The following is a 14,127-nucleotide window of genomic DNA, read 5'->3' on the forward strand; positions in this document are numbered from 1 at the left end:
ATTACGCTTTATTGAGAAGGAGGATACTCAGAGTGGCCAAGAAATCAAAAATTGCTAAAGAAAAAAAGCGTCAAAAGCTTGTTGAACAATATGCGGAACTCAGAAAAGAACTAAAAGAAAAAGGCGATTACAGAGCTTTGAGCAAGCTTCCGCGCGACTCGGCGCCTTCAAGGCTGCATAACCGCTGCGAAGTGACCGGAAGGCCGAGAGGATATATGAGAAAGTTTAAAATGTCGCGGATCGCGTTCAGAGAGTTAGCATATAAAGGCCAGGTACCAGGTGTGAAGAAATCCAGCTGGTAATCTGTCAATGTCCGGAAAAAAGCTGCCGATGTTCATATCGGCGGCTTTTTTTCGACAAATTTTTAATATACCCTTGACGAAATTTTAATAAACGTGTAACATAATAAAAGTCAAAACGATGATGTTGTTTTTAGAGACCATATGCGGGTGTAGTTTAGTGGTAAAACCTCAGCCTTCCAAGCTGATGTCGTGGGTTCGATTCCCATCACCCGCTCCATACATACTGTTTATAACGCAGTGTTTCGTTTCTTAGATTAAACGAAGCATTGCGTTTTTTCATGTATGAAATCATCGTAAAAAACCTGCTCTCTTTAAAGAACAGGTTTTTAAGGAAAGACGGCTGAGATATGTTCGCCGCCGTGAATTTGTTCGAACATTTTTGTCAAAGACTCGAGCAGGCGGCGGGATTCTTCTATAGATAATGAGGGCCTGAAAAAGACGAGCTGCAAGGCATCTTTTGTTTCCGTTCCTGCATGATGAAGGCTGATGTTTTCGGTGATCGTGCCGAATGTTCCCGCATCATCGGAGAATGTGATGATCTCGCCCGGACTTCCGGATTCGATTTTGATCGGACCGTTTAATTTCCGGGCATCATATATATGAACCGGTATCAAATATTTGAGAGAGAAAAAACGGCTCAGATCGACCGCTGAATTTTCCGGCTCGACAAAGCGCTGTTCTTTGATGTCTTCCAGCATCCGTTCGAGTCCGCTTTCCCGGCCTGAAAAAGACGGGTTCAGCTCCCGGAAGGCATCATGCCATTCTTTTACGGCCGATTCATCTTCGGGACTGCGATCGGCATAGTCGAAAAACAGCGATTCCTGAAAAAGGCGGAGCCGGCCTTTGAGCATTTGCGGGGAGCCGGTGATATCAATATTTTGATATAACACAGCGCCAACCTTAAATGAAGGAATGCGGTTTAAAATAGCAGGCGCGATTTGCAAACGAAGTTCCAATTTAAATTCATCTCCCGTGTCATGGTACACTCTATTATACAGAGAGCGAAAACGAAAACAAAGAAAGGAGGCTCTGCACGATGGATGTGAAAAAACTGAAACAGGATGTCATCGAATTCGCACAGGAAATCGGCATCGATAAAATCCGGTTCGCCAGTGCAGATACATTTGAAACATTAAAAGAACGATTGATTGAGAACCGGGCCCTCGGCTATGAATCAGGCTTTGAAGAACCCGATCTTGAAAAGCGGACGAACCCGGACCTGCTTTTGCCGAAGGCGAAATCGATCATCGCCATCGCCCTTGCTTACCCTTCAAAAATGAAAGATGCGCCGAGAAGCAAGAAAGGCGAACGGAGGGGCATCTTTTGCAGAGCTTCCTGGGGAAAGGATTATCATCATGTCCTGCGGGAAAAGCTTGATCAGCTGGAAGAATTTTTGAAAGCGCAGCGCAGCGATATCAGAACGAAATCGATGGTTGACACCGGAGAGCTGTCGGACAGAGCTGTCGCAGAGCGAGCGGGCATCGGCTGGAGCGGAAAGAACTGCATGATCATTACGCCTGAATTCGGATCTTACGTTTACTTGGCGGAAATGATTACGAATATTCCGTTCGAGCCTGATGAGAGAATCGAAGATCAATGCGGCTCATGCAACAAATGTATCGAGGCATGCCCGACCGGCGCGCTCGTCAACCCCGGGCAGCTCAACTCCCAGCGCTGCATCGCTTTTCAGACGCAGACAAAAGGTTTTCTGCCCGACGAGTTTCGTACGAAAATCGGGAACAGGATCTACGGCTGTGATACGTGCCAGATGGTATGCCCGAAAAATAAAGGGGTCGATTTTCACCTGCATCCTGAAATGGAGCCGGACCCTGAGATTGCCAAGCCGCTTTTAAAACCGCTTCTGACGATGTCGAATCGCGAATTTAAAGAAAAGTTCGGCCACGTGGCCGGCTCATGGAGAGGCAAAAAGCCGATTCAGAGAAATGCAATTATCGCACTTGCCCATTTTAAAGAAACGGACGCTCTCCCTGAATTGATTGAGCTGATGCACAAAGATCCGCGGCCGGTCATCAGGGGAACCGCCGCATGGGCGGTCGGAAAGATCGGCGGAGGAGCGGATGTGATGGGTGAATTGGAGCGCGCGCTCGCGCACGAGCAGGATGAAGAAGCAAAAGCTGAAATCCAAAAAGGCATCGGTCTTTTAAAAGAAACGAGTGCGACTAATTGAGGGCTGTCCTGACATATGTTTAATGATGAGAAATGAATTAACAAACATATGGTGGTGTAGCCCTTGAAACAGATCATCGAGCAGCTCCTGAAAGCCAGACTTCATTACTTAATCAACGGCAATGATGAAACAAACTGGCGGGATGCCGGGGGTTTTGAAGTCATTGAACGAAAGCGGAGGCTTTTTCAAAAACGCGGCGTGCAGATCGTGAAGGCCAATATAAAAGCAGCTGTAAAAGAGCTTTGGCTTGATGAAGACGGCGCGTCACATGTGAACTATCAAACCCATACCGCATACTTGTGCAAAGACGGGGATGATATGTATATGGAAGAACATATGGAAGACAGAAACGCCCTTTTGTACGATCAGATGGTCATCAAAGACTCCGAGACCCCGCGTCCGCGTCCGGCCGCACAGTCTTATCCTGAGCCTGAAAGCGGCGATGATGAGGTGCGCGAATTGCTGGGAAGGGCGTTCCGCTATGACCGGCTGGCCGCGGTGCGCTATGCGGAAACGTACTGGAATAAACGAAATCCCGCTTACAAAAACTTTGAAGACAATTGCACAAACTTTATTTCCCAGTGCATAAGGGCTGGAGATGCGCCGATGCGCGGCTATCCGAACAGAGGCAAAGGCTGGTGGATGCAAAACCATTCCTGGAGTTACAGCTGGACTGTCGCTCATTCGCTCAGAACCTTTTTGAAGCAGTCAAAAGCCGGCCTCCGAGCGGTGCAAAAGCGGGCCGCGAAAGAGCTGATCGAAGGCGATGTCATCTGCTATGATTTTAACGGTGACGGAAGGTTTGACCACGTGGCTCTTGTGACGGCAAAGGATAAAAGCAATATGCCGCTGGTGAACGCGCAAACGCACGACTGCCGGATGAGGTACTGGTCTTATGAGGATTCGCCTGCTTATACTTCATCGATTCGATATGCGTTTTTTCATATATCAGATGATACGACAAAATCGTAATGAGTGGTATAATAAACAGCGGATCAGAAAAACAGAGGTGAATACTTTTGGCATTGCATGTCGTACTATATCAACCAGAAATTCCTGCAAACACAGGAAATATCGCACGGACTTGTGCAGCAACAGATACAAAGCTTCATTTAATCAGACCGCTCGGCTTTTCAACCGACGATAAAATGCTCAAGCGGGCAGGTCTTGATTATTGGGAATTCGTCAATGTCGTCTACCACGACTCATTGGACGAATTGTTTAATGCCCATCCTGACGGCCGTTTTTTCTTCATTACAAAATTCGGTCAAAAACCGCACACTTCATTTGATTATTCAGATCAAAACGAAGATTACTTCTTTGTCTTCGGCAGAGAGACGAACGGCTTGCCGAAAGAGCTGATCGAACAAAACATGGATCGCTGTCTGCGTCTGCCGATGACAGAGCATGTCAGATCACTGAACTTATCAAATACTGCAGCAATCCTCGTGTATGAGGCGCTTCGCCAGCAGAATTACAGAGATTTGACTTAAGCTTCATCAGGGAAAGAGCCCCTTTTTAACAGGGGCTTCTTTTTTTACTTTCTAATGTAACAGTGTTATGTTACAATGTGTGTAAAGGAGCTGAAACAGATGGTTCAGGATGATTTAATTTCAAAAAAAGAGCTGCTGGATTTGACTTCGATCTCGTACGGGCAGCTCTACAGATGGAAACGGAAAAATTTAATACCGGAAGAGTGGTTTATCCGGAAATCGACGTTCACCGGACAAGAAACGTTTTTTCCGAAGGAAGACATTTTAAAAAGAATCGAAACCATTCAAAGCATGAAAGAAAGTCTTTCCCTTGATGAAATGGCGGAAATGTTCTCGCCCGGTCTGACCGAACTTAGCGCGAGCCGCGGGGAACTGCTTGAAAAAGGCATCGTTTCACAAGCGGTCATGACGTTTTTTGAAGAATGCACCGGAAAGCGCGATGATCCATTTCATCTGACAGAAGCGCTTGCGGCTTACGTGCTCGAAGGCTTGCTCCAATCCGGCGACATCAGTCTGGATGAAGGAAAAATGGTGCTGGATGTCATCATGTCGCACGAGGCGGAGAACAAAGGGAGGCTCATTGTGCTACGGAAGCTCGGCGTTGCAACATGTCTGATCACCGAGGGCAGCATCGTGTTGGAAAAAGGAGTCAAGGTCGCCGCTGACATTAATCTGGCGGCGAGCAGCGAAGAATTGAAAACAAAATTCATGTAAATGGAGGATCAAAGATGGAGAATTTATTGATAAACGGATTTGGCAGTTCAGGCGGAGGTACGTATCAAACGGTTGAATTAAACGGCAAAGGAACGATTAACGGCGATATTGACTGCGAAAGGTTCAGCTGCAGCGGCACCGGAACTGTAAACGGAGACGTGAAAGCGGATGAGCTGAGAATCAGCGGCCATGCCAAACTAAACGGCGCAATCGCAGCTTCCAAGGTCAGAATCGACGGTTCTGCAAAGGTGGATGGCGATGTCGAAGCAGAACAGCTTAAAGTCTTAGGCTATGCCGGCATTAGCGGACATGTGAAAGGCGACGAAGCAATCGTTCGCGGAAAAACGTCGATTGGCAAAGACTGCGAAGTGGAACATTTTTCTGCGGAAGGCTATTTTACAATCGACGGGCTTTTAAACGCGGAACAAATCGACATTAAACTTCACGGCGGTGAAAGTAAAGTGAAAGAAATCGGCTGCCGGCGGATCGTCTGCACAGCCCATCAATCGAAACTGTTCTCGTTTTTAACGCCGCTTATTTCTCCTCCAAGGCTGTCTGCCGAGCTGATTGAAGGGGATCAAATCGAACTCGCCAATACGGCCGCGAAAGTTGTGCGGGGCAATTCGGTTATCATCGGCGAAAATTGCGACATCGGCCTGATTGAGTATAAGGAAGATATCCAGGTGGCGGAAACGGCAAAAGTCGGAGAGAAAAGGAAAATCTAGCGGAGGGATAGGACATGAAGAAACACGACTTGAAAATACACGGCTCCGGTAATGCCGGAGGCGGATCATTCCATCATGTTCTCATCAGAGGTGAAGGAACGATCACAGGAAACATTGAATGTGAAAAATTCAGTACACACGGTACAAGCGAACTGTCAGGCGATGCGACAATCAAAAGCTTTAGTGTACACGGGGAAACAGAGATCAGGGGGAGGCTGAAAGCCGACAAAGCCAGAGTGTACGGGACGGCGGATGTTTCTGAGGACGCCGACATCAGCGATGCAGCCGTAAAAGGCATCATCAATATCGGGGGAAATATGGCGGCTGAAACGTTCGATGTCAAAGGCGCGCTGAACGTAAGAGGCGATTGTGAGGCAGAGGATTTTACACTGACGGGCAGCCTGGATGTAAAGGGTCTGCTGAACGCCGGCGCGATTGACATCGGCTTAAAGTTCGGAAACAGTTCGATTGGCGATATCGGCGGCACGCATATTAAGGTCGTCAAAAAACGCGGGCTCTTGTTTAATAGAAACGGAGGTTTTCTTTCGGCAGGGACAATTGAAGGAGACGATATTTACCTGGAAAACACGAAGGCCCGCATGGTCAGGGGAAACCGCGTGCATATAGGACCCGGATGCAAGATTGAGAAAGTTGAATACAAAAGCAGCTACCGGGTATCTCCTAAGTCTGAAGTGAATGAAGATCAACAAGAATAAAACAGTGTTATGTTATGAAAAAAGGATGGCTTCAAAAGTGAGCCATCCTTTTTCTTTTGAATTTTATTTGCCGGATTTGCTTTCGTATCCGGCAGTAAAAATGGATACGAGGAACGCGAGGATGACCCCCATCATAATCAACGTTCTCATTAAAATCCCTCCTCATCCTTATTCCCTTGTTGTCATCTGCACCGATGCGGTCAGCCGTACCGCAGGAGCACTTGCGGACGGAACTTTTCTGCTCTTATTATGAATGGTTTGCTCCATCCTTGTCAATTCGAGGAAAGTACATTTCATTTTTCTTAGAAAAGCATCTAAAGGGACATCTCCGCATAGAGTGAATGTAACAGTGATTCACTTGGCACCTTGCATTTATCATCATATAGGAGGTTCTTATGGATATATTGAAAAAGATTGAACAGTATAGAGAGGAAGAGCAGCGTCTGCAATGGGAAGGAACCTTCGCTGAATATTTGGAAATCGTAAAAGAAAATCCGACTGTCGCGCAATCTGCTCATTCCCGCGTTTACAATATGATTAAAGACAGCGGCATTGAAGAGAAAGACGGGAAAAAGGTATACAGCTTCTTTGACAAAGAGCTGTTTGGTCTTGAAGAGCCATTGGAACGCCTTGTTGAAGAATACTTTCATCCGGCCGCGAAGCGCCTTGATGTCAGAAAAAGAATCCTGCTTTTGATGGGACCTGTCAGCGGGGGAAAGTCGACTTTGGTCACCATGCTGAAAAGGGGGCTTGAAGCATACTCTCTTACAGATGAAGGGGCTGTCTACGCGATTCAGGGCTGCCCAATGCATGAAGATCCGCTTCATCTAATTCCTCAGCATCTGCGGGACGATTTTTACAATGAATACGGCATCCGCATTCAAGGCAACCTGTCCCCGTTGAACATGATGAGGCTGGAACAGGAATACGGCGGAAGAATAGAAGACGTGAAGGTTGAAAGAATCTTTTTTTCAGAGGATAAACGGACGGGGATCGGCACGTTCAGTCCGTCGGACCCTAAATCGCAGGATATCGCCGATCTGACGGGAAGCATTGATTTTTCGACGATTGCCGAATACGGATCGGAATCCGATCCGCGCGCATACCGGTTCGACGGAGAATTAAACAAAGCGAACAGAGGAATGATGGAATTTCAGGAAATGCTGAAATGCGATGAAAAATTCCTCTGGCATCTTTTATCGCTTACCCAGGAAGGGAATTTCAAAGCGGGCCGGTTCGCGCTCATCTCAGCGGATGAATTGATCGTAGCCCACACGAATGAAACCGAATACCGTTCATTTATATCCAATAAGAAAAACGAAGCGCTCCATTCGCGGATTATCGTCATGCCGATTCCATATAATTTAAAAGTTTCAGAAGAAGAAAGAATTTATGAAAAAATGATTGCTGAAAGCGATGTGTCTGATGTTCATATTGCGCCGCACACACTAAAAGTGGCCGCGATGTTTTCAATTTTGACGAGGCTGAAAGAGCCGAAGCGGTCAGACATTGATCTTGTCAAAAAAATGAGGCTGTATGACGGAGAGAGTGTTGAAGGCTACAATTCAGTCGATGTCGAGGATTTAAAAAAAGAATACACTGACGAAGGAATGAGCGGAATCGATCCGCGTTATGTCATCAACCGGATCTCGTCGACGATCATCCGCAAAAACATGGAATCGATCAATGCGCTCGATGTCCTCCGTTCTTTAAAAGAAGGACTTAGCCAGCATCCGTCGATTTCGGCAGAAGACCGCGAGCGTTATTTGAACTTTATTTCCGCCGCCAGAAAAGAATACGACGAAATGGCGAAGAAAGAAGTCCAAAAAGCGTTTGTGTACTCTTATGAGGAATCTGCGAAAACGCTGATGGACAATTATCTTGATAATGTCGAAGCGTACTGCAATAAAATTAAGCTTCGCGATCCGCTGACGGGAGAAGAAATGAACCCGGATGAAAAGCTGATGAGGTCAATCGAAGAACAAATCGGCATTTCCGAAAATGCGAAAAAGGCATTCCGCGAAGAAATTCTTATTCGTATTTCTGCCTATGCAAGAAAAGGGAAACGGTTTGATTATAATTCGCATGAGCGGCTCAGAGAAGCCATTCAGAAAAAGCTGTTTGCAGACTTGAAAGATGTTGTCAAAATCACGACATCGACAAAAACGCCGGACGAACAGCAGCTCAAGAAAATCAACGAGGTCGTCGCCCGTCTCATTGATGAGCACGGCTATAACTCGACAAGCGCAAACGAACTTTTAAAATATGTAGGAAGTTTATTAAACCGGTAACTTGAAGACCCGTCCGGAGAAGGGCGGGTCCTTTTGTCCCATTTTCAAAATTGTTTGTCAAAAGTTATTTGGATCTGCATAAGATAACAATAACCATTTTTAGACTTGCATCCGCAGGGCTATAAACCGAAGCCATTTAAGGGGATTATTAATAAGGAGGGGAATTCATGTCCCATAAAGACAATGGCCATTTTATTATTTCTCAGGAAGACTGGTCCCTCCACCGAAAAGGGTATGATGACCAACAGCGTCACCAGAAAAAGGTGCAGGACGCGATCAAAAACAATCTGCCTGACCTGATTACAGAAGAAAGCATCATTATGTCCAACGGCAAAGATGTTGTCAAAATTCCGATTCGATCGTTAGATGAGTATAAAATCCGCTATAACTATGATAAAAATAAACATGCCGGCCAGGGAGACGGCGACAGCGAGGTCGGAGATATCGTCGCAAGGGACGGTTCGGATAAACGGGGCGCCGGCAAAGGCCAGGGAGCAGGCGACCAGGCCGGCGAAGATTATTATGAAGCGGAAGTTTCGCTCATCGATTTGGAAGAGGCGCTCTTCAGCGAAATGGAACTGCCGAATTTAGAACAGAAAGAACGCGATGATATCGTTGTCGAAGATATTGAGTTCAACGATATCCGCAAAACGGGTTTGACCGGTAATATCGATAAGAAAAGAACGATGCTCAGCGCTTTTAAGCGAAATGCAATGACGGGAAAACCTTCATTTTACCCGATCTACCCCGAAGATTTAAAATTTAAAACGTGGAATGACTCCGTCAAGCCGGAATCAAAAGCCGTTGTGCTCGCAATGATGGATACGAGCGGATCAATGGGCGTTTGGGAAAAATATATGGCGCGAAGCTTTTTCTTTTGGATGACACGTTTTTTACGGACAAAGTATGAAACGGTCGATATCGAGTTTATCGCCCATCATACTGAAGCCAAAGTGGTATCAGAAGAAGATTTCTTTTCGAAAGGGGAAAGCGGGGGCACGATTTGTTCATCTGTATACCGCAAATCCCTCGAACTGATCGAAGACAAATACCATCCGACACGCTATAACATTTATCCGTTTCATTTTTCGGACGGCGATAATTTGACATCCGACAATGCGCGGTGCGTTAAGCTTGTCGGCGAGATTATGGAAAAAGCGAATATATTTTGCTATGGCGAAGTCAACCAGTACAACAGACATTCAACATTAATGTCAGCCTACAAAAATATTAAAAATGAAAAATTCAAGTATTATGTGCTGAAACAGAAAGCCGATGTTTTTCAGGCTCTGAAGAGCTTCTTCAGCAATGAAGAACGGCATCAATATACATGAAAACATGCGAATGAAACCTCCGCTCCCGGAGGTTTTTTGTTTGGAAAATATTTAAATCAAAATTTTAAGTGCAAGGTTATTGACATTCTTTATTACTTTAACTAATATTTAATCTTGTTAACTATTTATTTTGTTGTACAGAGGTAAAAACAAATTTACCGCTTCCGATCTTTCTTGCTCAGTTTTGAACAACTTTTTCAGTACACGTCCCGCAAGTTGCTGGGCAGGAAATAGGAAAAACAAAACCCGAGGGAGCCGAGCAAACCGGCTTCATCCAAAATAAAAGGATATGAAAGGAGAAATAAACATGAGCAAAGGACGTTTAATTGCGACGAACATTATCGGACTCATCATCGTGCTTGCCATCTTAGCAGGAGGTGCGTATTTCTATTATGACAGCATCAGCTATGTGAAAACCGACGAAGCACACGTGACAGGTGAGATGGCCGACATTACGGCGCCTGCTTCAGGGAAGCTCGCAGATTGGGATTTGAAAGAAGGATCAAAAGTTTCAAAGGACGAAAAAGCAGCGAAAATCAAAGGGGAACAAACGGTTGACGTGAAGTCGATCATGGACGGTACGATTGTGAAAAACGAAGCGAAAGAAGGCCAGATCGTACAAGCCGGTCAAACGCTTGCGAAAACAATCGACATGGATCATCTGTACATTACAGCTAACATTGAAGAAAACGACCTGAAAGACATCGAAAAAGGGGACAAAGTCGATATCGTCGTTGACGGTGATTCAGGCACTACATTTGAAGGAAATGTCGAAGAAATCGGCTATGCGACAAACTCAACATTTGACTTGCTTTCTCAAAGCAATTCAAGCGGAAACTACACGAAAGTGACACAGAAAGTACCTGTGAAAATTTCAATCAAAAACCCGTCTGACAAAGTGCTGCCGGGAATGAACGCATCCGTGAAAATTTCAAAATAACCGTGGGAAATAAAAACGAGCGAAAGGAGGATGTCATCAGTGGCTTCTCAGAAAAAAGGAAATATGTCACTGCTCATCATTTTAATGGGCGGTTTGTTTCTGGCCATTTTAAACCAAACGCTACTGAATGTGGCGATGCCTCATCTCATGACAGAGTTCAATGTGAGCGCCACAACGATTCAATGGTTGACAACCGGATATATGCTTGTCAACGGCGTTTTGATTCCTTTATCAGCCTTCCTGATTATGCGGTTCGGCGGACGGAGCCTGTTTTTAACGGCGATGCTGCTGTTTACGGCCGGAACGCTGATATGCGGAATTGCGCCTAATTTCTCGACTATGTTAACCGGACGCCTCATTCAGGCAGTCGGCGGGGGCATACTTCAGCCTTTGGTCATGACCACGATTCTCTTTATCTTTCCTCCGGAAAGCCGCGGGAAAGGAATGGGAATCTTCGGGCTTGCGATGATGTTTGCTCCTGCTGTCGGTCCGACGCTATCCGGCTGGGTCATTGAAAACTACAGCTGGCGGATCATGTTTTACGGCCTTGTGCCGGTTGGTGTGATCGTCATCATTTTCGGTTTTTTCCTATTTAAAAATATGACGGAACCTAAAAAAATCAAATTGGACACAGCAGGCGCGATTCTTTCAATTGTCGGATTTGCGGCGTTGCTGTATGGTGTGAGTGAAGCCGGATCAGACGGCTGGGATGATCCGCTCGTACTTTCCACAGTTGTGATCGGTGTGATCGGCATTGCCGCTTTTATCATCCAGCAGTTGAAATCGAAAGAGCCGATGCTTGACTTCAGAGTGTTCAAATACGATATGTTCTCACTGTCAAGCGTGATCAACGCCATCATTACAGTTGCTTTGTATGCCGGAATGTTCCTGATTCCGATTTATTTGCAAAACCTGGTCGGCTTTACAGCGCTTCAGTCGGGGCTTCTGATGCTGCCGGGCGCACTCGTCATGCTTGTGATGTCGCCGATCTCAGGAATTTTATTTGATAAAGTCGGCCCAAGGCCGCTGGCGATTGTCGGATTATTGATCACTGTTGTGACGACCTACGAATTTACGACGCTTACGATCGATACACCGTATATGCATATCGTGTTGATCTATGCGATTCGGGCGTTTGGGATGTCCATGTTGATGATGCCGATCATGACTGCCGGCATGAACCAGCTTCCGCAGCATTTAAACAGCCACGGAACGGCGATGTCGAATACGCTTCGCCAAATCAGCGGTTCGATCGGAACGAGCTTGATCACGACGATTTATACAAATCGCACGACATTCCACTATGCATCAATGGCCGATCAGACAAATACGGCTGATCCGTCATTTATGAGCACATTGCAGTCAACCATTCAGTCAACAGCGCAATCGATGCATATATCTCTTGAACAAGCACAACAATATGTCGTGAAATATTTGACCGGACAGGCCCAGCTCAACTCGAATGTCATGGGTATCAATGACGCATTTATGTGGGCGGCCGGGTTCTGTGTCATCGGTCTTGTTCTCAGCCTGTTTTTGAGAGATGTCAGAAAAGACAAGCTGCGCAGGAAGAACAAGGTGGAGGAGCTGACATTGCTTCCGGCTCCTAAAGAAGCGAAAGAATCTTAAAATGAGGAGGTTCTGACATGAAAATTTATGTTGTGTACGACAGTGAAGGCGAGCATACGAAAAAGCTGGCTGAAGCCATTGCAGAAGGCGCAGGGGAACATGAGGCTGCAGACGTGCTGATCGATCATGTCAGCCAGGCGGATATCAGAAAGCTCGAAGAAATGGACGCTATCATCTGGGGCTGCCCGGGCCATTTCGGTACAATCAGTTCCGGATTAAAAACTTGGATCGACAGGCTGGGCTACCTTTGGGCGGAAGGCAAGCTGATCAATAAGGTCGGCGCAGTCTTCTGCACAACAGCGACGACCCACGGCGGTCTTGAAGCGACAATGCTCAACTTAATAACACCGATGCTTCATCAAGGCATGATGGTCGTCGGCTTGCCTGGAAATGTACCTGAAAATGCTTTATACGGGTCTTATTACGGTGCAGGCATCACGTGTCCTGTCGACAGTGACGAATTGATCGGCGAAGAAGGCCTGGAGCTGGGCCGGGCTTTAGGCAGACGCGTCGCCCAAGTGACAGACCGCTTTACAGCAGGACAGTGAGGAGCGATTTGACATGACCATTATCTTGACCATCATCGCTGCTGTCCTCGTCATTATCGGTCTGGTGGTATTTAATGTGCGGTCGGCGTCTTCACAGGATAAACCCGAACATGAGGATCACGCGGCAGCTGAAGCTGACATTCCTCATGTTCAAGAAGAAGAAGCGCCTCAGCAAGTTGAAGCCGCTCAGCAAGATCCGTTCGAAATGAATGATCAAACCTATCGGGCGATCCTGCAAAAACTTCAACAGCCAAAAGAGGAAAAAAAACAACCCGAGAAGACGGAAATGGACGATATGGATTACCGAAAAGCATTAAAATCCATGAAAAAACGGGAACAGGATTAAAGGCAAATTCGCTGGGAACCAGCGGGTTTGCTTTTTTATTTGCATTTTTTTTGAAATATTGATTGCGATTTTCTTTGTATCAGTGTACTATTGTCGTAGTACACCGATACAGTGACTAGAGGAGGATATGTTTTGCGATCTTTCAGCGGTTTATTTAAAAAAGACTTTCTCATGGCAAGATTTTGGTTTTTGGTTTGGATGCTGTGCATGATTTGTGCGATTATTGCAAGCTTTTGGTTTGCTCATTATACAGGCGAATCAATGGCTCTTTTTGGGGCGCTAGTGACCATTTTATTATTTCATAGCCTGTTTTGTCCTTTAATGATCCTTGCTCAGCTCCGTCTGGAAGGGAAGACGCAGCTTTGGTTATATAATCCGAACAACAGTGCGTTATTGCTGCTGTCAAAGCTTGCTTCAGCTGCCGTATACCAATTGATTTCCCACGCTGTTTTATTCATTTTCGGACTGATTGTCAGAAGCGTTCTGCTCTCCAGCAGCGCCGGTCTGTTTTCCGTGTCAGATTTGCTTCTCGTCAATATCGCTGTCTTTTTAGGCTCCATCAGTTTTTCCACATGGGTGATGTTTCTGTGGACGATATATGAAGCGCTCAGAAAATATCCGGCTATCAAAAAAATCCGCTGGATCATTCCCTTGCTAATCTACAGTGCTTACGGATTCATCGAGGCGCTGTTCATCGAGAGCGGCTTATTCCAGAAATTGCAGAAATTCTGGAGCATTTCTTTAACAGCTGAATTCAAACTTCATTACGAACATTCAGGATGGACTGTTACATTTTCTCAAGTTGATTTACCGGGTATTCTCCTGGTGTATTACACAGTCTTAGGCGTCTGTCTCTTCTATCTTTCCTGCAAATTACTGAACAGAAGAGTTGAGGTGTAAA

Annotated in this window: 15 protein-coding genes and 1 tRNA gene; 15 read left to right on the forward strand and 1 reads right to left on the reverse strand. The window is 45.9% G+C overall.

The window, feature by feature from the left end:
* Positions 1-32 precede the first annotated feature (32 nt).
* Both rpsN and MST20_RS00210 read left to right on the forward strand, forming a co-directional pair.
* Entirely contained in the window at positions 33-302 is a 270-nt protein-coding gene (gene rpsN / locus MST20_RS00205; protein WP_023856470.1) for a 30S ribosomal protein S14, read from the forward strand.
* 143 nt (positions 303-445) lie between these two features.
* Positions 446-519, forward strand: a tRNA-Gly gene (locus tag MST20_RS00210).
* Positions 520-628: 109 nt separating this feature from the next.
* Here the strand turns inward: MST20_RS00210 and MST20_RS00215 are convergent.
* Positions 629-1,258 (reverse strand): phenylalanine--tRNA ligase beta subunit-related protein, encoded by a 630-nt coding sequence (locus tag MST20_RS00215; RefSeq protein ID WP_243939240.1) that lies wholly within the window; start codon positions 1,256-1,258, stop codon positions 629-631.
* Positions 1,259-1,338: 80 nt separating this feature from the next.
* Here MST20_RS00215 and queG point away from each other — a divergent pair, with 80 nt between their 5' ends.
* The 13 genes from queG to MST20_RS00280 all read left to right on the forward strand — a co-directional run bounded on the left by queG (position 1,339) and on the right by MST20_RS00280 (position 14,126).
* Positions 1,339-2,490: a tRNA epoxyqueuosine(34) reductase QueG gene (gene queG / locus MST20_RS00220; RefSeq protein ID WP_243939242.1), complete on the forward strand. Its 1,152-nt coding sequence runs from the start codon at positions 1,339-1,341 to the stop codon at positions 2,488-2,490.
* 63 nt (positions 2,491-2,553) lie between these two features.
* A complete protein-coding gene (locus MST20_RS00225) occupies positions 2,554-3,462 on the forward strand; it encodes an amidase domain-containing protein (protein WP_243939244.1) in 909 nt (302 codons plus the stop codon).
* A gap of 47 nt (positions 3,463-3,509) precedes the next feature.
* Complete coding sequence (gene trmL, locus MST20_RS00230; protein ID WP_243939246.1) at positions 3,510-3,983, forward strand: tRNA (uridine(34)/cytosine(34)/5-carboxymethylaminomethyluridine(34)-2'-O)-methyltransferase TrmL; 474 nt, start codon at positions 3,510-3,512, stop codon at positions 3,981-3,983.
* A 99-nt stretch (positions 3,984-4,082) separates the two neighbouring features.
* Positions 4,083-4,697: a YhbD family protein gene (locus MST20_RS00235; protein ID WP_243939248.1), complete on the forward strand. Its 615-nt coding sequence runs from the start codon at positions 4,083-4,085 to the stop codon at positions 4,695-4,697.
* Positions 4,698-4,711: 14 nt separating this feature from the next.
* Positions 4,712-5,422, forward strand: a complete 711-nt coding sequence (locus MST20_RS00240) for a polymer-forming cytoskeletal protein (RefSeq protein ID WP_243939257.1) — start codon at positions 4,712-4,714, stop codon at positions 5,420-5,422.
* A 14-nt stretch (positions 5,423-5,436) separates the two neighbouring features.
* A complete protein-coding gene (locus MST20_RS00245; protein WP_243939259.1) occupies positions 5,437-6,138 on the forward strand; it encodes a hypothetical protein in 702 nt (233 codons plus the stop codon).
* 395 nt (positions 6,139-6,533) lie between these two features.
* On the forward strand, positions 6,534-8,429 hold the full coding sequence (gene prkA / locus MST20_RS00250; protein WP_165426475.1) for a serine/threonine protein kinase PrkA: 1,896 nt from the start codon (positions 6,534-6,536) through the stop codon (positions 8,427-8,429).
* A 167-nt stretch (positions 8,430-8,596) separates the two neighbouring features.
* Positions 8,597-9,763: a sporulation protein YhbH gene (gene yhbH / locus MST20_RS00255; RefSeq protein WP_020450675.1), complete on the forward strand. Its 1,167-nt coding sequence runs from the start codon at positions 8,597-8,599 to the stop codon at positions 9,761-9,763.
* A 307-nt stretch (positions 9,764-10,070) separates the two neighbouring features.
* Positions 10,071-10,703: an HlyD family secretion protein gene (locus MST20_RS00260; protein ID WP_165426476.1), complete on the forward strand. Its 633-nt coding sequence runs from the start codon at positions 10,071-10,073 to the stop codon at positions 10,701-10,703.
* A 30-nt stretch (positions 10,704-10,733) separates the two neighbouring features.
* Positions 10,734-12,332, forward strand: a complete 1,599-nt coding sequence (locus tag MST20_RS00265) for a DHA2 family efflux MFS transporter permease subunit (RefSeq protein ID WP_279599701.1) — start codon at positions 10,734-10,736, stop codon at positions 12,330-12,332.
* A 17-nt stretch (positions 12,333-12,349) separates the two neighbouring features.
* Entirely contained in the window at positions 12,350-12,880 is a 531-nt protein-coding gene (locus tag MST20_RS00270) for an NAD(P)H-dependent oxidoreductase (RefSeq protein ID WP_075755418.1), read from the forward strand.
* A gap of 13 nt (positions 12,881-12,893) precedes the next feature.
* Positions 12,894-13,226, forward strand: a complete 333-nt coding sequence (locus tag MST20_RS00275) for a hypothetical protein (RefSeq protein ID WP_243939261.1) — start codon at positions 12,894-12,896, stop codon at positions 13,224-13,226.
* Between the two features lie 132 nt (positions 13,227-13,358).
* Positions 13,359-14,126, forward strand: coding sequence for a hypothetical protein (locus tag MST20_RS00280; RefSeq protein ID WP_243939263.1), 768 nt, complete (start codon positions 13,359-13,361; stop codon positions 14,124-14,126).
* The last annotated feature ends 1 nt before the right edge of the window (position 14,127 follow it).

This window comes from Bacillus sp. B19-2 (assembly GCF_022832475.1).
Lineage (GTDB): Bacteria > Bacillota > Bacilli > Bacillales > Bacillaceae > Bacillus > Bacillus paralicheniformis.

What these genes read in the sequence shown, in the direction of transcription:
- queG (WP_243939242.1), top strand. Translation starts at nt 1,339, where the DNA reads ATGGATGTGAAAAAACTGAAACAGGATGTCATCGAATTCGCACAGGAA.
- MST20_RS00265 (WP_279599701.1), top strand. Translation starts at nt 10,734, where the DNA reads ATGTCATCAGTGGCTTCTCAGAAAAAAGGAAATATGTCACTGCTCATC.
- prkA (WP_165426475.1), top strand. Translation starts at nt 6,534, where the DNA reads ATGGATATATTGAAAAAGATTGAACAGTATAGAGAGGAAGAGCAGCGT.
- MST20_RS00260 (WP_165426476.1), top strand. Translation starts at nt 10,071, where the DNA reads ATGAGCAAAGGACGTTTAATTGCGACGAACATTATCGGACTCATCATC.
- MST20_RS00235 (WP_243939248.1), top strand. Translation starts at nt 4,083, where the DNA reads ATGGTTCAGGATGATTTAATTTCAAAAAAAGAGCTGCTGGATTTGACT.
- yhbH (WP_020450675.1), top strand. Translation starts at nt 8,597, where the DNA reads ATGTCCCATAAAGACAATGGCCATTTTATTATTTCTCAGGAAGACTGG.
- MST20_RS00270 (WP_075755418.1), top strand. Translation starts at nt 12,350, where the DNA reads ATGAAAATTTATGTTGTGTACGACAGTGAAGGCGAGCATACGAAAAAG.
- MST20_RS00275 (WP_243939261.1), top strand. Translation starts at nt 12,894, where the DNA reads ATGACCATTATCTTGACCATCATCGCTGCTGTCCTCGTCATTATCGGT.
- MST20_RS00240 (WP_243939257.1), top strand. Translation starts at nt 4,712, where the DNA reads ATGGAGAATTTATTGATAAACGGATTTGGCAGTTCAGGCGGAGGTACG.
- MST20_RS00245 (WP_243939259.1), top strand. Translation starts at nt 5,437, where the DNA reads ATGAAGAAACACGACTTGAAAATACACGGCTCCGGTAATGCCGGAGGC.